Raw genomic sequence first — 16756 nt, forward strand, 5'->3', positions numbered from 1 at the left:
TCAGACCGGATTGTTGAAGGTGTCGCAGGCATCCAGCCGGCCGGTCTCGAAGCCGCGGGCGAACCATTGCTTGCGCTGCGCCGAGGTGCCGTGGTTGAAGCTTTCGGGCACGACGTAGCCCTGGGTGCGGCGCTGCAGCGTGTCGTCGCCGATCTGCTGGGCAGCATTGAGCGCCTCCTCCAGGTCACCGCGCTCGAGAAGACCCTTCTGCGCGGTGTAGTGCCCCCAGATCCCGGCAAAGCAATCGGCCTGCAGCTCGACCCGGATCGACATCTGGTTTTCCTCAGCCTGGCTCAGCGACGGACGCATCCGGTTGAATTCGGGCAGCACCCCGATCAGGTTCTGCACGTGATGGCCGACTTCATGGGCCAGCACATAGGCCTGGGCGAAATCGCCCGAAGCCTCGAACCGCTGCGCCAGCTCGTCAAAGAACGTCAGGTCAATGTAGACCTTCTGATCGCCGGGACAGTAGAACGGACCGGAGGCGGAGCTGGCATTGCCGCAGGCCGAACTCACAGCACCCGAAAACAGCACCAGCTTGGGCTCGGCATAGGTAAAGCCCTGCGATTTCATCACGCCATTCCAGACATCCTCGGTCTCGGCCAGCACGGTGGCGACGAACTGGGTCATCTCGTCCTGCCGGGTGGGGGAAATCTGCCGCTCGCTGACACTCTGGCTGCCCGGCAGGTTGCCGGAACTGCCGCCACCGAGCAATTGCAGCGGATCGATGCCGATCAGTTTCAGGCCGAAATAGATCACGCCGATGATGACGATGGTCTTGATGCTCATTCCCGAGCGGCGGATGCCGCCAGAGGGCAGTCGGATGCCGCTGCGCCCGAACGGATTGCGGCCGCGCGACGAGTTTCCGCGCCGGTCCTCGATATTGTCGCTCTGGCGACGGCCCTTCCAATCCATGGTCATTCTCCTGACGGCATCAAGCCTTGCTTGTACGGGCCGCCAGCGCCGGTTTCAACAACCAGTTTTCGCCGTCCGTGGCTGGCGCATGGCGATCAGCGGGTTGAACCCCGCCTGCGCCAGGGCGCGGGCTGCCATCACCGCCGCACAGAAAACCGGCAGGGCCACGAAAAGTTCCGCCATGCCGGGCCGGGTCATCAGCTGCGGTGCGATTGCGGCCATTGCGCCAGCGACAAAGCGCGACGCGAAGATGGCCAGGATGGCAATCAGCGAGACCACTTCGCCCTTCACCCTTATGCGGTTGTCCGGCAGGCGCGTGACCGCGGCATGACGCAACGACCACCAGCCGGCCGTGGCGCCGAGCGCCATGGCTCCCGCAAGCGCCGCCAGGCTGGTGCTGCTCAACCCGCCGACAAGCGCGGTGAGCAGCGAGCTTGCCACCAGCAGCACCGGCAACAGCATCAGCCGCCACAACGGCATGTCGCGATCACGCATGCGGCTGATCCCCAGTGCGATCAGCGCAACAAGCAGCGGCCACACCCAGATCGGCGCCGCTTGCGCGATCTGCACCGCCGGAGACGCCGCCGCTGTGGCGGGTGACACGGCCGTGGCAGCGGTCGCTTCAGCCGGGCCGAACACCACCTCATGCATGATCCGGTCAGGCAGGAAGGTGAACAATCCGGCAATGCCGATGCCGCCGAAATAGAGGGATTTCACCACCCGCCGGTGACGGGCGAAATCACGCCGCCGCGCCGACCACACCACCATGGCCGCGCCAAACAGCGTCAGCACCGACAGGAGATGGATCGGCGAGAAACCGTAAAACAGGTCGATCTCGTGGATCAGGAAGGTCGACAGCGCGGTGAGCACCATCAGCATGATCCACACCCGGCCGGCGATGCGATGGACATAGGTGCCCTTCCTGGCAAGCAGCATGGCGCCGCCAATCAGCGCTGCCGGGACAACGGTGAAGACATGAAACTGGATGGCCGGACTGGCATCAAGAAGCGGTTCGAGCGTCATGGATAAATCCTCGTAAGCGGGGAGCGCGGTTGACAGAGGCCTGAAAACCCGCGATCCGGTGGGCTGATCTGCCGCTATCCGCCATCATCGGAGGCGGTTCTCAAGGCCATCTGCGTCTAATGACCGGAGAACTTCGTGAGCGACACATTGCTGCAATCCACGCTTCGTGAACTGCGCCTGCTGCTGAGCCGTCCGCGGCTGTGGCTGGTGTTTGCGCTGGTGGTCGGACTGTTCGTGCTGACCGGTCCGTTCGGCAGCTACGAGCGGCTGCCGTTCCATTCGCGGCTCGGATACTGGCTGACGCTGCAAAGCTGCGCCTGGGGCTGCGCCCTGGTCAGCGTGTCGTTTTTCGATGTGGCGCTGACCCGGCACATCGCCCACCGGCTGACGCGGATGATGACGGGCGCGATTTTTGCGGCGCTGCCGATCGGATTCGTGGTGACTGCGGTCAACGCCGCCGTGTTCCAGATGCCGTTCAACCTGGTCCGGCTTGGCGGCAATGTGCTGGTCGCGCTGCCGATCGGGATCGGATTTTGCCTGCTGGTCTGGCTCAGCCTGAGCAGCAGCGACGAGGTGACGATAGCGAAGCCGGCTGACGCTACCGTGCCGGAAACTGACCCGACGGCAGCCGGGCTGTCCGCGTCGCCACCTGCCGCCGCCTCTGCCTGCAGCCCTGAAGATGCCGTGGCGCAACGCCCGCCCTTGCTTGACCGTCTGCCGGTTGACAAGCGCGGAGTGCTGATCCGGCTCGAAGTGCAGGACCATTATGTGCGGGTGGTCACCAGCCGGGGCAGCGAACTGCTGCTGATGCGGCTTGGCGACGCCATCGCCGAAGCCGGCCCCGGCCAGCAGGTGCACCGCTCGCACTGGGTGGCCGAGCACGAGGACAACGCGCTGCTGCGCGGCAATGGCAAGAACGGCAGGCTCAGTGTCAACGCCGCCGACGGGGCCGACGTGCCGGTGAGCCGCACCTTTGCGCCCCGGGTGCAAAGCTGGATCGGGCAGCGCGACAGCGTCTGACAGGGCCCGTCTCCGGTCAGGGCCGGAAGATTGGGCGACGGCCGAACCGGGGCCGCTGAATTGGATTGACGCCGCCGCGGCGCCTGATAACGTCCGTTGGCTGCACGCATTGAGCCCGCCATCCGCGGCAATCGACGTAGCGGTTCCGGCGCGCCCCGGGGCAGACGCGCCGAACCTTTTTCAGCCTCCTCGGAGACGTCCATGAAATTGACTTCACTCTGGCTTGCCGGCCTGATGATTGCCGGTCAGATCACGCTTGCCTGTGCCGATCCTTCGGGAACCTACGACATCGCCGGAACCAATCCCGACGGTGGCACCTATGAGGCCACCGTGCTCGTCGCCGGGATCGGCGACACCTTTTCCCTGACCTACACGCTTGAAGACGGAACCAAGCTCGAGGGCACGGCGATCGGCGACGACACGGTTCTTGCCATCGGCTATATCCAGGACGAAACCTCGGGTGTGGCGCTGATGTTCAGCGACGAGGGAACCTGGCAGGGCGTGTGGTCCTATCTCGGCTCCAAGGCACTCGGCATGGAAACCTGGACGCCGCAATAGGCTTTTGCGCCCCATTGATCCTGATCAGGGCGGCGTGCTCTCATGCGCGGTAGAGCGCTTCATCGCTGGGTGGAAGCGCTCGACCCACACTGCCCTGCAAGGAGATGCGCGATGCTCAGATTGCTGTTTGCCGGACTGATGCTGACCGCGCCGGTCTGTGCCCAGGCGGCCGGGACCGCTGCTGTGGCGCGCGGCGAAAAGGTGGTCGATGAATGGTGCCGCGACTGCCATGTCGCGGACGGCCAGGACCCCGGCGCAGACATGGCGCCGCCCTATGCCGATCTGGTCAATGTCGAAGGCCGCGACCGCGCCTGGTTCGAGGCCTTTCTCGAGGCCGACCATTTCCCGATGACCACCTTCCGGCTGTTCGACCATGAAAAGGCCGATGTGGTGGAATATCTGTTGTCGCTGCAGCGGAAATAGCTGGAGGACGATCCCGGGCCGGCGGGGCTCAAGCGCGCCGCCATCCAGGCGCGGTCAGGCCGCCGCGACTCGTGCGGGCACCGGCAAGGGGCTGCTCACCACCGCGGGTGCGGAACGGCCAAACAGCCTGCAGGAGAGATAATAGGCCAGCGAGACGATCAGGATCGACGCATAGCCGTCCACTGCATAATGCCAGCCAAGATAGACCGAGCTTGCCAGCACGAAGCCGACATAGGCAAAGGCAAGCACGCCGAGCCGCCGCGAATAGCTGGCCAAAAACAGCGCGTTCATGGTGATCAGCGCCACATGCACGCTGGGGAAAGCCGAGATGCCGCCGCCGATGCCGGGCTCGCCACGCTCATAGAGCAGCCAGAGATAGCGCTGGAAATCGGCCGCGGACTTGTCCGTGCCGCTGCCGGCCAGAAAGGCCATCTGTTCGCCAAAGCGGGCCACATCGCCGGTAACATCGCCGTAAAAGGCGGGTCCTGCAGACAGGAACATGTTGGCGAGAATATTGCCGCAGACAATCCAGACAAACAAAAACATCGCCAGATACTGCATCCGCACCCGTTCGGCGCGCGGCGAGGTCACCACAAAGAACAGCGAGCCGAAGCAGATCACGTGCCAGAAGAAATTGTAGTTGATCTCGACGATGGAAAGCACCGCCGGATCGGCTGCAACCGCATAGAGATAGCGCCACGGCGCCAGGCCGAAATGCAGGAACCGGTCGGCATCGGCCATCAACCGGTCATAGGGAAAGCCGCCCTGGATATTGGCGAAGGAGATCTTGATCGAGGTGAAGGTGCCTTGAAACAGAACGATTGCGGATGTGAGCGCGATGCCCGACACCAGCGCCGCCATCCGTTTGGCGGAAAAGCTGCGCCGGAACGCCAGCCGGCGGCGGCTGTTGAACCGGTGAACGACACGCGCCACATCGAACATGATCACCACGGCCGGCATGAAAATGGCGAAGGTCCAGACCCCGGGCACGACATAGGCCGAATGCGAGGTCTGGCCCAATTGACCGAACGCCGCGAGATAGAGCAGGCCGAAGGCGGTGTAGCCGATGACCGTGACATAGAACCAGGCATCCGCGCGCAAACGCCCGAGCACTCCGGAAAGGAAGGTCTCCTGGCTTTGGATCATCATAAAACCCGACTTTCTAGGATCAACACAGTGCCGTCAGCCTGACGAAAACCTTTTGATAAAATGTGAACGATCCCGGATTTCCGGCTCATGCGCTGTGGCCGGCCCCCTGCTCGCAGCCTCCTGGCTCCGCCCGGGCCGTGATCCGGACTGGCACGAGCAGCCATCACAGATTCGACATGCTTGCCGCGCATCGCCGCCCTCAGCCAAAAGAATCGGACTACCGCTTCCGGCCAGCCCGCGAAATGTGATCAGAACATGGCGCATCATCAACCGCCAGGAAAGGCTGGATCAACGCACGCCGCCATGACCGCCGCGGGCCAGGTCGGTAACCTCCCGCGCCAGAACCAGGCGTTCCCATAGGACGCACCCGCCCACGCGCGCATCCGCAAGCAGCGCATCAACACCGAAGCCGGCCACCCCGGCCCGCGCCTCAACCAGGAAATCCATCCGACATGATTGAACCAGACATCTCTGCCGCAGGCACCCGCGCGGCCGCACCCGCCCGCGGGCCGAAACGCACACCGGCGAAAACCGCGATGATGTCCGGCTGCATGCTTGCGGCCGCGGCCACTGGCGACCTCCTGCGCCAGCGTGGATCTGACCGAATCCGGCGCGCTGTCATCCTATGACAATCTCGGCAGGACAACCGGGCAGATGGCAAAATCGCGCAGCTATGTCGACAAGCCTGCGGTGACGGCCGCCAGGACCGTGCGCATCCTGCCCGCCTCCTTTTCGGCGAGTGCTGCCGGCCGGATCGGCAAAGCGCAGGATCGGGACCTGGTCAGCAATGCGCTCGACCGGGCGATCTGCGTGGCGCTGAGCGACAGATATGTGATCGTGGCGGCTGACCAGCCCGCTGATCTGACGGTGCGCAACGTCATTACCGGCATCATCGCGACCAACAAGGCTGCCGCCGGCGTGTCGACCGCGGTGTCGCTGGGCAGCAGTTTCGTGCTGCCGGTCAGCGTGCCGCGCCTGCCCTTCGGCCTCGGCGGCCTGGCCGTGGAAGGCGAAGTGACCGGGCGTGAGGACACGCAGCTCGCCGCCATGGTCTGGGCCAAGGGCGCCAACGCGATCACCAACAAGCCGCGCCTGTCCGAAGTCGGCGATGCCTATGCGCTGGCCGCCGCCTATGGCGACAGTTTCTCCAAACTGCTGATCAAGGGCCAGATGCCCGCGGCGATGGACCTCAGCCTGCCCTCGGGCCAGCGGATCAATGCCTTCTTCGGCGGCAAGCCCAAATATGCCGCCTGCGACAGCTTTGGCCGCGCCCCGGGTGTACCCGGCATGGTCGCCGGCATGGTCGGCGCCCCACCGGAATGGACCGACAGTGCGAGGGGGCAAGCGCGGAGGTAAAAGGCGGTTCGGCGGGTTGCAGCCGGACGGGCCTGGCCGGCCCGCCGAGCCGTATCACGCCTTCTCCAGCCGCTCCGCGATCCAGATCTTGATCAGCGCCTGCCGGGTCACGCCAAGACGCCGGGCTTCGGTGTCGAGGCGATAGTCGTACGGATGCCGGAAGCTTGTAGCTAAGTGGTTGCTGCTGGTACCAACCTCCCCCTTGAGGGGAGGTCGGCGATCGGCGCGCGTAGTGCGACGGAGCCGGGTGGGGGTCCATTGGGTCGGCCTGACAAATACCCCCACCCGGATCTTCTGCGCCGTCCGCTTCGCGCCCGGCTTGCTTCTCCGACCTCCCCTCATGGGGGAGGTTGGGGAGCCCTCGGGCTCCAAGGTGACGCGCGCGGTATCCGTCATCCTGGCCTTGAGCCGGGATCCAGTGGGCGAGCGTCCGCGAGCCGCGAGACCCCTTTGCATCCGTTATGACAGAGTCCCAAACGAGTCCCTCACCGCGTCGACACGCGGTGGCTGGATCCCGGCTCAAGGCCGGGATGACGGCGTCGTAGAAGGAAAACCGAACAAAGGGGAGCAGGCCCCGGCATATGTGCTCCCCGAATTTCCCCTGAACAACGCCCTTTTGGGGTTTCGCCCGCGCCAACATTTCCCTATAAGCCGCGTCTAGCCTTTGATTTTGCGCATGGCCTCTCCCGACCCGAATCTTTTGAGTGGATTCCCGGCGGGGGATTTTTTGCGCGACGCTTGTTAGAATCGGACCCGGACCATGCCAAAACGCAATGATATCAAGTCGATCCTCATCATCGGTGCGGGACCGATTGTTATCGGGCAGGCCTGTGAATTCGACTATTCCGGCACCCAGGCCGTCAAGGCGTTGAAGGAAGAGGGCTACCGGGTCATCCTGGTCAACTCCAACCCGGCCACCATCATGACCGATCCGGGCCTGGCCGACGCCACCTATATCGAGCCGATCACGCCGGAAGTCGTGGCCAAGATCATTGCGCGCGAACGCCCCGACGCCCTGCTGCCGACCATGGGCGGCCAGACCGCGCTCAACACGGCGCTTTCGCTCAAGCGCATGGGCGTGCTCGAGCGCTACAATGTCGAGATGATCGGCGCCAAGCCGGCGGCCATCGACATGGCCGAAGACCGGGCGCTGTTTCGCGAGGCAATGACCCGCATCGGGCTCGAGACCCCGCGCTCGTTTTTGGCCAATGCCACCGAGATCAAGGACACCGACCGCAAGCTGCACGAAGCCGAACGGGCGCTGTTGCGCGAGAAGCTTTCGGGCGACGATCTCGATGCCGCGCTCGACGAGCTGGAAAACACCTGGAACCTGGGCGAATCCGACCGCAAGCAGCGCTATATGAGCCACGCCATGGCCCAGGCCGCCAAGGCGCTCGACCAGATCGGCCTGCCGGCCATCATCCGCCCCTCCTTTACCATGGGCGGCACCGGCGGCGGCATCGCCTATAACCGCTCGGAATTCTACGACATCATCGAAAGCGGGCTCGATGCCTCGCCGACCACCGAAGTGCTGATCGAGGAATCGGTGCTGGGCTGGAAGGAATACGAGATGGAGGTGGTGCGCGACACCGCCGACAACTGCATCATCATCTGCTCGATCGAGAACATCGACCCGATGGGCGTGCACACCGGTGATTCGATCACCGTGGCCCCGGCACTGACGCTCACCGACAAGGAATACCAGATCATGCGCAACGCCTCGATCGCGGTGTTGCGCGAGATCGGGGTGGAGACCGGCGGCTCCAACGTGCAGTTCGCCGTCAACCCGGCAGACGGCCGCCTGGTGGTGATCGAGATGAATCCGCGGGTATCGCGCTCTAGCGCGCTGGCCTCGAAAGCCACCGGCTTCCCGATTGCCAAGGTCGCAGCCAAGCTTGCCGTCGGCTACACGCTGGACGAGCTCGAAAACGACATCACGCAGGGCGCCACCCCGGCCTCGTTCGAACCTTCGATCGACTATGTGGTCACCAAGATCCCGCGCTTCGCATTCGAGAAATTCCCCGGCGCCGAGCCGACGCTGACCACGGCAATGAAATCGGTCGGCGAAGTCATGGCAATCGGCCGGACATTTGCCGAAAGCCTGCAAAAGGCGCTGCGCGGTCTTGAGACCGGACTCACCGGGCTCGACGAGATCGAGATCCCGGGACTGGGCGAAGGCGACGACGACAACGCCATCAAGGCCGCCATCGGCGTGCCGACGCCGGACCGGCTGCGCATGGTGGCCCAGGCCCTGCGGCTGGGCATGAGTTCAGCCGATGTGCACGCCATCTGCAAGATCGATCCCTGGTTTCTGGAACAGATCGAGGCGATCCTTGCGATGGAAGCCCGCATCCGCGAACACGGCATTCCGGCGGATGCGGAAAACCTGCGGCTGGTCAAGTCGATGGGCTTCTCCGACGCGCGGCTGGGTTCGCTCACCGGCAAGCGCGGCCCGGAAGTGGCCAAGCTGCGCCGCGCCTTGGGCGTGCGCCCGGTCTACAAGCGGATCGACACCTGTGCTGCCGAATTCGCTTCGCCCACAGCCTATATGTATTCGACCTACGAGATGCCCTTTGCCGGCGCGCTGGCCTGCGAGGCCCGCGTGTCCGACCGCCAGAAGGTGGTGATCCTCGGCGGCGGCCCCAACCGAGATCGGCCAGGGCATCGAGTTCGACTATTGCTGCTGCCATGCCGCCTTCGCGCTGAAGGATGCCGGCTATGAGGCGATCATGGTCAACTGCAATCCGGAAACCGTGTCGACCGATTACGACACCTCCGACCGGCTCTATTTCGAGCCGCTGACCGATGAGGACGTGCTCGAGATCCTCACCAAGGAACAGGAGGCGGGCACGCTCAAGGGCGTCATCGTCCAGCTTGGCGGCCAGACCCCGCTGAAGCTGGCAGACGCGCTGGAAAAGGCCGGCATCCCGATCCTGGGCACCGCGCCCGACATGATCGATCTCGCCGAGGACCGCGACCGCTTCCAGAAGCTGTTGCACAAGCTTGACCTGGTCCAGCCCAACAACGGCATCGCCTATTCGGTCGAACAGGCCCGGCTGGTCGCCACCGAGATCGGCTTCCCGCTGGTGGTGCGCCCGTCCTATGTGCTTGGCGGCCGCGCCATGCAGATCATCCGTGACGAGGCCAATCTGTCCAACTACCTGCTCGGCACCGTGCCGGAGCTGGTGCCCGAGGACATCAAGGCGCGCTATCCCAACGACAAGACCGGCCAGATCAACACCCTGCTCGGCACCAACCCGCTGTTGTTCGACACCTATCTGACCAATGCCATCGAGGTCGATGTCGATTGCCTCTGCGATGGCGAGAGCGTCAATGTCACCGGCATCATGGAGCATATCGAGGAAGCCGGCATTCACTCCGGCGATTCCGCCTGCTCGCTGCCGGTGCACACACTGTCGGCCGAAATGGTCGACCGGCTCGAGGTGCAGACCATTGCACTGGCCCGGGCGCTCAATGTCGGCGGGTTGATGAATGTGCAATATGCCATCAAGGACGACGTCATCTACGTGCTCGAGGTCAATCCACGCGCCTCGCGCACGGTGCCCTTCGTGGCCAAGACCGTCGGCTCGCCGATTGCCAAGGTGGCGACACGGGTGATGACCGGCGAGAAGCTGGCTGACGCCTTCGCCGCCTATGGCGAGGTGCCCAATCACCGCACCCTGACCCATATCGCGGTGAAAGAAGCCGTCTTCCCCTTCGCAAAGTTCCCCGGCGTCGACACGTTGCTCGGTCCCGAAATGCGCTCGACCGGCGAGGTTATGGGGCTCGACCGCGATTACGCGCTTGCCTTCGCCAAGGCGCAGCTCGGCGCCAGCAATGATCTGCCGCGCTCGGGCACGGTGTTCGTCTCTGTCCGCGACGAGGACAAGCCGCGGGTGATCGAGGCAATCCGCATCCTGGTCGACAACGGTTTCAAGGTGATGGCCACGTCCGGCACCGCCGACTTCCTCAAGGACAAGGGTTTCGAGGTCGAACGCGTCAACAAGGTGATGGAAGGCCGTCCGCATATCGAGGACGCGATCCGCAATCGTCAGGTACAACTGGTGATCAACACCACCGAAGGCGCCAAGACCATCTCGGATTCCAAATCGCTGCGCCGCGCGGCGCTGATGCAGAAGGTGCCCTATTTCACCACCATGGCCGGCAGCCTCTCGACGGCGCAAGCCATCGCCGCGCTGAAGGCCGGAAACCTGGAAGTGCACCCGCTGCAGAGCTATTTCCCGACGGCGTGAGGAGATTGCGTTTGGGGGCTTGACGCACCCGACATCTCGTCATCCCGGCCTTGAGCCGGGATCCAGTCACCGCGCGTCTGCGCGGTGGGAAACTCTACCGATGGCACCGGCTATAGGCAGAGTCATCCGGCTCGCCGACGCTCGCCGCTGGATACCGGATCGGGGTCCGGCATGACGGAGGCGGCATTCGCATTCCGACAACCAAGCAACGGATCGTTTGCGTGGTAGAGGACCAAGCCATGACCGACACCCTCGAAATCCTCAACAGCCGCCTGTTTCCGGTGGGTCGGGCGGCGCTGTTTGATGCCTTTGCGGATCCGGCAAAGCTTGCCGCATGGTGGGGGCCGGAGGGGTTTTGCAACCGGATCACGGCTTTTGACTTCAGGCCCGGCGGTGGCTGGCGGGTCACGATGACCGCCGACAACGGCACCGCTTATCACAACCGCTGGACCATCGAGGATGTGATTGCCGGTGAGCTCATCCGGATGACCCATCATGAGCCGGTGCATGTGTTCAGGCTCGAAATGCGCTTTGCCGACGCAGATGGTGGCGCAAGACTGGCTTGGCAAATGCAGTTTGACCGCAGCGAGGAGATCGTGCAGATCGAAAAATTCCTGCACGCCGCCAATGAACAGAATTTCGATCGCCTGGAACGGTTTCTGAAATAGAAGAAAAGCCCTCGACGCCTCTCCTGCCCCCTCCAAATCCTTGCAATCACTGATCCAATCAAAAGGAAAAAATTTCCGTTATTCACAAATACATACACTTATATTTGAGTGTTTTTAGAGAATTTCAGAGTATATGAGACGACCACTCAAGATCATATCAAACTGATCTGTTGAATTTTTGGCATTTTCATGTGACCATTGCCGGAGGGACCAAAACGGCGTCACCCATCCCTTATCCCGACATCTGCAGTGCTCCGGGTCTCCCGGAATTCATGAAAAACACATCTTCTGGCGGAACAGACCGGACCGCCGCGCAAGGACCTCGGGTCAAACCGGGCCGGACATGAGACAAAATCAGGCATCGATCCCCGGTCCGCAGACAGACAGCATTGCGGCGGCATAGCAGTCTCCCTGAATTCGCCGCCAGACCGCTTCCCCGGCGTGAGGTTCGGTTGGTGCGTCGCATCGATCTTGATGCACCAACCCGCTTCGCCCGTTGATTGCTGAAAGCGGGTTTTTCCCGTATCGTCCGGATGGTGGAGGCCCGCATCATGGCCAAAAACATCGTTATCCTGCTCGATGGCACGTCGAACCAGATTTCCGGCGACCGCACCAATGTGCTCAGGCTCTATGGCAGTCTTGAGCGGTCGCAGCAGCAACTGGTATTTTACCAGCCCGGCGTCGGCACCTTCGGACTGAGCGGCTGGTGGCAGTGGTTCAAGTCCAAGACCCGCATCGTGCTGGGCCTGGCCACCGGCGCCGGCATCGATGACAATGTGATGCAGGCCTATGAATTCCTGGTCCGGAACTTCGATTACGGTGACCGGATCTATATTTTCGGCTTCTCCCGCGGTGCCTATACCGCGCGGCTGCTGGCCGGCTTCCTGCGCATTTTCGGGCTGGTGCGGCCCGAGCAATTGCAGCTGGTGCGCTATGCCTGGCGCGCCTATGGCCGGCTCGGCCAGCCCGGCAGCAAGGATTTTGCCGCCGAGATCAGCCATTTCCAGAAAGTGCTGGGCGGCGCGGGAATCCGCATCGCCTTTCTCGGCCTGTGGGACACCGTGGCCTCGGTGTTCGACAGCAAGTCCGGCTTCCCCTGGCTGACAACCACCCAGAAGGCCTATACCAACCGGAATGACCGGGTGAAGGTCGTCCGTCACGCCGTCGCCATCGACGAGCGGCGCACCTATTTTCAGCCCTCCCTGTGGGAGCCGGATCAGGACTATGAGGAATGGTCCCACAGCACCCGCAGTTATGAAAAGACCGCGCAGGATTTCGAGGAAGTCTGGTTCACCGGCTGCCATGGCGATGTCGGCGGCGGCCATCCCGACGACCGCAGCGGACTGGCCAAGATACCGCTGGAATGGCTCTATCGCGAGGCCTGCGCCCATGGGGTGCTGGGCAATGAAGAGGTTTTCAGGCTGCTCACGCATGGCACGCCGATCGGCGACGCGGCAGCGGCGGATCTGGCCCGCGACGAGGCCGAAAAGCGCCACAAGCGCTATATTGGTCCCGACCCGCTGGCCGAGATCAACAATTCGATGAATGCGGGCTGGGCCTTTGTCGAGTTCCTGCCGCGCAAGGTGCCCAAAACCTCGTTCTGGCGCCAGTTGCAGATCGGCCGGGTCTATTTTCCGGTATTCGACCTGCGCCGGATTCCCGAAGGCGCCAAACTGCACGAGGCGGTGATCACGCGGCTCCGCGACCGGTCCGACTACAAGCCGCGCAATCTGCCGCAGAATTATCAGGTGGTCTCGACGCGAAACGCATCAGCCGGTCCCTGACCGCAGCACCGCGGATGCCGGGGTCAATCCCGGCACACCTGCGCCCGTCAACAGCCTTTGCATATCAGCGTGCTCGCAAACCCCGGCAGCGGAGCGAGCCGTGCTGCGTCACTCTTCCTCCACCGAGGCAATGCGCTGACCCCTCACCGGTTCGCCGCGCTCGAACACCGTGCCGTCGGCGCTGTAATCCTGAAATTGCGCCGGGAGCCCCTCGCCGTCTCCCAGGATTGCCGTGGTCTGGACATGCAGATGCAGATGCGGCTCGGTGCTGTTGCCGCTGTTGCCGCAGGCGCCGAGCGTCTGACCAGCGACCACCTCGTCGCCGGGCTCGACCTCGACGCTGCCTTTCTGCAAATGGGCAAGGAAGACGAATTCGGAGGCGCCCATGTCGAGGATGACGTGATTGCCGAGCGGGTGCGCCGCGTCGCGCTGCCCGATGTCGTTGTCCGGCAGCGTGTTTGCCGCAGCCACCACGGTGCCGCTGGCCGGCGACAGGATCGGCCTGCCCCAGCAGTGATAGGCCTCGAGCCGTGCCGGGTCGCCGCCGTGGCTTGCGCCGTCGCGCGTGACGAGGAAGTCATAGGCAAAGCGCTGGCCCTGATCGGCGGCGTGGTAGTTCAGCGCCAGGCTGCGCCCGCCCCATACAACATCCCAGGTTCCCTCGAACGGCAGCCGCATGTCGGCGCGGGTGTGATAGCCGAGAAAACGGCTGCTGGCAGCCACCGGCACCGGCCGGATGAAGAACCCGGCAATCTGGCCCTCGGCATCAAAGGTCCATTCCATCAACACCAAGCCTGGCGCGCGCGACCAGTTGGCGGTCCGGCGGTAGGTGGTCATCCCCTGCCCCGTTGCAACGGTTTCCTCGTCTTCGATGCCCTGTTCGGTGCCGAGATCGTTAAGAACCCGCTCACGGAAGCGGACGAGATCGGCCTGGGTGCCAAGCTGGCGCTGTAATTGCGGCGTCATCGCCACCCAGATCGGGGCGATCTCACCGGCAAGAAACGCCTCGGCCCGGGCCCGGCCCTGCTCGAGGCCGTTGACCTGCCCGTGCGACACGCCGGTGAACATCACGAGCAACATGGAGACGAGGAATGCGCGGAACATGAAAATCTCCCTTCTTGATTGGGAAGCGGTGGGCGGCCGGGCCGTCAGCTGTTCGCAGGGCGCCACGAAATCACCGACAGGCATGTCAGGCACAGCGCGATGAAGACGACTGCGGAATTGAGCGCGTGGGAATATTCCCATTGCGCCCGCAACGAGTCCCAGCCGGCGGGAACAAGAGTCCAGTTTTCCGTTGCCTGATTGGCCGGCAAAGTCCAGATGAAGAAGATCGCGAACAGCACCGCAAAACACAGCGTCGACAGCATTGCAAGACGGAACGGCCGCACCTGTAGGCGCACCAGGAACGCCATGACGGCATTGGCGATCAGCGCCGCGATCCAGAGCAGTCCGAGCATCGCCCATCCGCGATAGACGCCCTGCACCACGAAATAGTCGGCCTGCGACAGACCGATCTTGTTGGGCAGCTCAAGAAGATGCGCGCCGGACGGGACAAGGGCCAGGGCGGTCAGGATCAGCGCGGCGAATTGAGCTGGTCTGAGGATCATTGCAACAACCTCCTCGCACGCGAACGCGCGGGAGGCCGAAAGGTTCCGCAATCCGGTCACTCAGAAATTCTGATCAGCGCCGCCGCCTCGGGAAAAATCCGGTCAGTAGCCCTGGATCGACACCGAGGTGCATTCGGTGATCACAGCGCCATTCATCGTGTCGGCGGTCAGGTGAGCCCGGATCTGGATGTAGCGGCTGGTGTCACCGATGGTGTAATTGATGGTCTGCATGCAGTCGTCGAGAAAGCCGTCGGATTCAAGCAGGATCTGCCGGGACTCGCCGCCCTCCGACTGAAGGGTGATAATCAGCGTGGCCGGATCCTCGACCTCCTGCGGACCCATTTCGACCGAGCGGATCTCGTTTCCCATGATCCGGTATTCCTCGAATTTCTGCAAAGCCGAGGCCGGGCCGGCAAGGGCCATAACGGCGCTCGTGAGACAAAACAGACGGATCATTGGATAGGCTCCCTGCATCAATTGCCGCTCGGCACATCCATGAACGGATACCACCCCGGCTTATCCTTAGCCTACTCCAATTGCCGCGCCCGGCAAACGCATCGCGGAAGCGGTGTCAAAGTGACGGCCCCGGCACCAGCCTTCTGCCATCGCTGAAGCGCGAAAACCGGAAGCGCGACAGGTCATGCCCGGTGGGCCGGCCGGCGGCGAGATTGGCAATCGCCCGGCCAAAACCCGGACCGATGCCGAAACCGTGGCCGCTCATGCCGGTGGCGACGATCAGCCCGTCGACCCCGGGCACCCGGTCCACCACCGGCACCACATCGGGCATGGCGTCGATCATGCCGGACCAGGCATTGAGGATTTCGGGCTTGCCGCATGCCGGGAAACGCGCGGCGAAACGCTGCTGCGCCATCTCGGTGCGGCGGCGGTCCGGCGCCGGATCCAGCACCCGGCAGCGCTCGAACGGCGTCTCCTCGTCGGCACGCCAGCGCCGCGCGGTACTCCATGCATCGGGATAGTGTTTTGGCGAGGCCAGCCTGAAGCGGGTGGCGCCGAGCGATTTCATCGCCACCGGCAGCCAGGTACCCAGATGCCGGAAGGCATCGGGTCCGATCAGCAGATCATGGCTGCCGAGCGCCGAAATCGTGTAGCCGCCATCTTCGCGGCGGCGAAACGCCAGTTGCTCGTCATGGGCGTTGCCGGCAAGGATTTGCGGCAGCGCAGCTGTGCGGGCGACGCTAGAGCCGACAATCAGCTGCGGGATCGACACGCCATGGCGCCGGAGCAGCAGCGACGACCAGGCGCCACCGGCGACAACCACCTGCGAGGCTGTGATGAAGCCATGCTCGGTGTGGACGCCGCTGATCTGCCCTGCCGCGGTCTCGAATGTGCGAACCGCGCAGGCTTCGCGGATGCTGACACCTTCGCTGTGCGCCAGGTCCGCCAGCGCCGGCACCGCCTGCCAGGGCTCGGCGCGGGCATCGCTCGGCGACCACAGCCCGCCGGCCCAGCGCTTTCCTCCGGCGCCGCTGTCGACCAGACCCGCCACGGCGGCACTGTCGAGCTGCGTCACGTCGACTTGATGACGGCGGGCGATCTCGAGCCAGCCAGCCTGCTTTGCCAGATCCTTTTCGGTGCTCGACAGGTACAGAATGCCGCTGCGCCGGAAGCCGGTGCGGTTGCCGGTGTCGGCATCGAGCTGTTGCCACAGCTGCGAGGCTTCCATCATCACCGGCAGCTCGGCCTCGTCGCGGCCAAGCTGGCGAATCCAGCCCCAGTTGCGTGACGATTGCTCGCCGGCGATGCGGCCCTTTTCGCAGAGAAACACCTTGAGACCGAGCCGGTTCAGATAGAGCGCGGTGGTCACCCCGATGACGCCGCCGCCGATGACAACGACATCAACTTCGGCAGGCAACGGATCGGAAAAACGGATGGGCGAGGCAGCGGTGATCGGCGCCGCAGGGGAAGAGGACATGAAGGCTCCGGGCAACAGACGGGACAGGTTCCCCATGACTGCTTAGAGCGGGGGCATAACGCAAACC

The 16756-nt window shown here is 63.8% G+C and carries 13 protein-coding genes and 2 pseudogenes; 7 read left to right on the forward strand and 8 right to left on the reverse strand.

Translation table 11 applies throughout. From position 1 onward, the window contains the following. The gene (gene ypfJ / locus OEG82_RS19120; protein WP_267613957.1) at positions 1–915 is read right to left on the reverse strand and encodes a KPN_02809 family neutral zinc metallopeptidase; all 915 of its coding nucleotides are present in this window, start codon (positions 913–915) and stop codon (positions 1–3) included. A 597-nt stretch (positions 916–1512) separates the two neighbouring features. Continuing rightward, positions 1513–1938: pseudogene (locus tag OEG82_RS19125) on the reverse strand (DUF2306 domain-containing protein); the annotation flags it as partial. Positions 1939–2073: 135 nt separating this feature from the next. Between OEG82_RS19125 and OEG82_RS19130 the strand changes: the two are divergent. From OEG82_RS19130 to OEG82_RS19140, 3 genes are all read left to right on the forward strand, one after another. Beyond that, positions 2074–2958: a LytTR family DNA-binding domain-containing protein gene (locus OEG82_RS19130; protein WP_267613958.1), complete on the forward strand. Its 885-nt coding sequence runs from the start codon at positions 2074–2076 to the stop codon at positions 2956–2958. Between the two features lie 201 nt (positions 2959–3159). Beyond that, complete coding sequence (locus OEG82_RS19135) at positions 3160–3516, forward strand: hypothetical protein (protein ID WP_267613959.1); 357 nt, start codon at positions 3160–3162, stop codon at positions 3514–3516. A 111-nt stretch (positions 3517–3627) separates the two neighbouring features. Further along, on the forward strand, positions 3628–3939 hold the full coding sequence (locus tag OEG82_RS19140; protein ID WP_267613960.1) for a c-type cytochrome: 312 nt from the start codon (positions 3628–3630) through the stop codon (positions 3937–3939). 54 nt (positions 3940–3993) lie between these two features. On the opposite strand, the gene OEG82_RS19145 is transcribed toward OEG82_RS19140, so the two are convergent. Further along, positions 3994–5085 (reverse strand): phosphatase PAP2 family protein, encoded by a 1092-nt coding sequence (locus OEG82_RS19145; RefSeq protein ID WP_267613961.1) that lies wholly within the window; start codon positions 5083–5085, stop codon positions 3994–3996. A gap of 291 nt (positions 5086–5376) precedes the next feature. Beyond that, positions 5377–5535: a hypothetical protein gene (locus OEG82_RS19150; protein WP_267613962.1), complete on the reverse strand. Its 159-nt coding sequence runs from the start codon at positions 5533–5535 to the stop codon at positions 5377–5379. A 108-nt stretch (positions 5536–5643) separates the two neighbouring features. Here OEG82_RS19150 and OEG82_RS19155 point away from each other — a divergent pair, with 108 nt between their 5' ends. The 4 genes and pseudogenes from OEG82_RS19155 to OEG82_RS19175 all read left to right on the forward strand — a co-directional run bounded on the left by OEG82_RS19155 (position 5644) and on the right by OEG82_RS19175 (position 13149). Continuing rightward, the gene (locus tag OEG82_RS19155; RefSeq protein WP_267613963.1) at positions 5644–6444 is read left to right on the forward strand and encodes a DUF3313 domain-containing protein; all 801 of its coding nucleotides are present in this window, start codon (positions 5644–5646) and stop codon (positions 6442–6444) included. Positions 6445–7204: 760 nt separating this feature from the next. Continuing rightward, a pseudogene (gene carB / locus OEG82_RS24230) lies at positions 7205–10697 on the forward strand (carbamoyl-phosphate synthase large subunit). A gap of 239 nt (positions 10698–10936) precedes the next feature. After that, on the forward strand, positions 10937–11365 hold the full coding sequence (locus OEG82_RS19170; protein WP_267613965.1) for an SRPBCC domain-containing protein: 429 nt from the start codon (positions 10937–10939) through the stop codon (positions 11363–11365). 551 nt (positions 11366–11916) lie between these two features. Continuing rightward, positions 11917–13149, forward strand: a complete 1233-nt coding sequence (locus OEG82_RS19175) for a DUF2235 domain-containing protein (RefSeq protein WP_267613966.1) — start codon at positions 11917–11919, stop codon at positions 13147–13149. Between the two features lie 108 nt (positions 13150–13257). Here OEG82_RS19175 and OEG82_RS19180 read toward each other — a convergent pair whose 3' ends face one another. The 4 genes from OEG82_RS19180 to OEG82_RS19195 form a co-directional block, all read right to left on the reverse strand. Next, positions 13258–14253 carry a M23 family metallopeptidase gene (locus OEG82_RS19180; protein ID WP_267613967.1) on the reverse strand — a complete coding sequence of 332 codons (996 nt, stop codon included), beginning with the start codon at positions 14251–14253 and terminating at the stop codon, positions 13258–13260. 44 nt (positions 14254–14297) lie between these two features. After that, on the reverse strand, positions 14298–14756 hold the full coding sequence (locus OEG82_RS19185; RefSeq protein WP_267613968.1) for a DUF1772 domain-containing protein: 459 nt from the start codon (positions 14754–14756) through the stop codon (positions 14298–14300). A gap of 102 nt (positions 14757–14858) precedes the next feature. Continuing rightward, positions 14859–15212, reverse strand: a complete 354-nt coding sequence (locus OEG82_RS19190) for a hypothetical protein (RefSeq protein ID WP_267613969.1) — start codon at positions 15210–15212, stop codon at positions 14859–14861. Positions 15213–15327: 115 nt separating this feature from the next. Beyond that, complete coding sequence (locus OEG82_RS19195; RefSeq protein ID WP_267613970.1) at positions 15328–16689, reverse strand: NAD(P)/FAD-dependent oxidoreductase; 1362 nt, start codon at positions 16687–16689, stop codon at positions 15328–15330. Positions 16690–16756: the final 67 nt, after the last annotated feature.

It is taken from the genome of Hoeflea ulvae, from assembly GCF_026619435.1.
Taxonomy (GTDB): Bacteria; Pseudomonadota; Alphaproteobacteria; order Rhizobiales; family Rhizobiaceae; genus Hoeflea; species Hoeflea ulvae.

Excerpts from the sequence above, each read along its gene's own strand:
- OEG82_RS19195 (WP_267613970.1), bottom strand. The coding sequence starts at position 16,689 with ATGTCCTCTTCCCCTGCGGCGCCGATCACCGCTGCCTCGCCCATCCGT.
- ypfJ (WP_267613957.1), bottom strand. The coding sequence starts at position 915 with ATGGATTGGAAGGGCCGTCGCCAGAGCGACAATATCGAGGACCGGCGC.
- OEG82_RS19170 (WP_267613965.1), top strand. The coding sequence starts at position 10,937 with ATGACCGACACCCTCGAAATCCTCAACAGCCGCCTGTTTCCGGTGGGT.
- OEG82_RS19180 (WP_267613967.1), bottom strand. The coding sequence starts at position 14,253 with ATGTTCCGCGCATTCCTCGTCTCCATGTTGCTCGTGATGTTCACCGGC.
- OEG82_RS19175 (WP_267613966.1), top strand. The coding sequence starts at position 11,917 with ATGGCCAAAAACATCGTTATCCTGCTCGATGGCACGTCGAACCAGATT.
- OEG82_RS19135 (WP_267613959.1), top strand. The coding sequence starts at position 3,160 with ATGAAATTGACTTCACTCTGGCTTGCCGGCCTGATGATTGCCGGTCAG.
- OEG82_RS19140 (WP_267613960.1), top strand. The coding sequence starts at position 3,628 with ATGCTCAGATTGCTGTTTGCCGGACTGATGCTGACCGCGCCGGTCTGT.
- OEG82_RS19185 (WP_267613968.1), bottom strand. The coding sequence starts at position 14,756 with ATGATCCTCAGACCAGCTCAATTCGCCGCGCTGATCCTGACCGCCCTG.
- OEG82_RS19145 (WP_267613961.1), bottom strand. The coding sequence starts at position 5,085 with ATGATCCAAAGCCAGGAGACCTTCCTTTCCGGAGTGCTCGGGCGTTTG.
- OEG82_RS19190 (WP_267613969.1), bottom strand. The coding sequence starts at position 15,212 with ATGATCCGTCTGTTTTGTCTCACGAGCGCCGTTATGGCCCTTGCCGGC.
- OEG82_RS19150 (WP_267613962.1), bottom strand. The coding sequence starts at position 5,535 with ATGGATTTCCTGGTTGAGGCGCGGGCCGGGGTGGCCGGCTTCGGTGTT.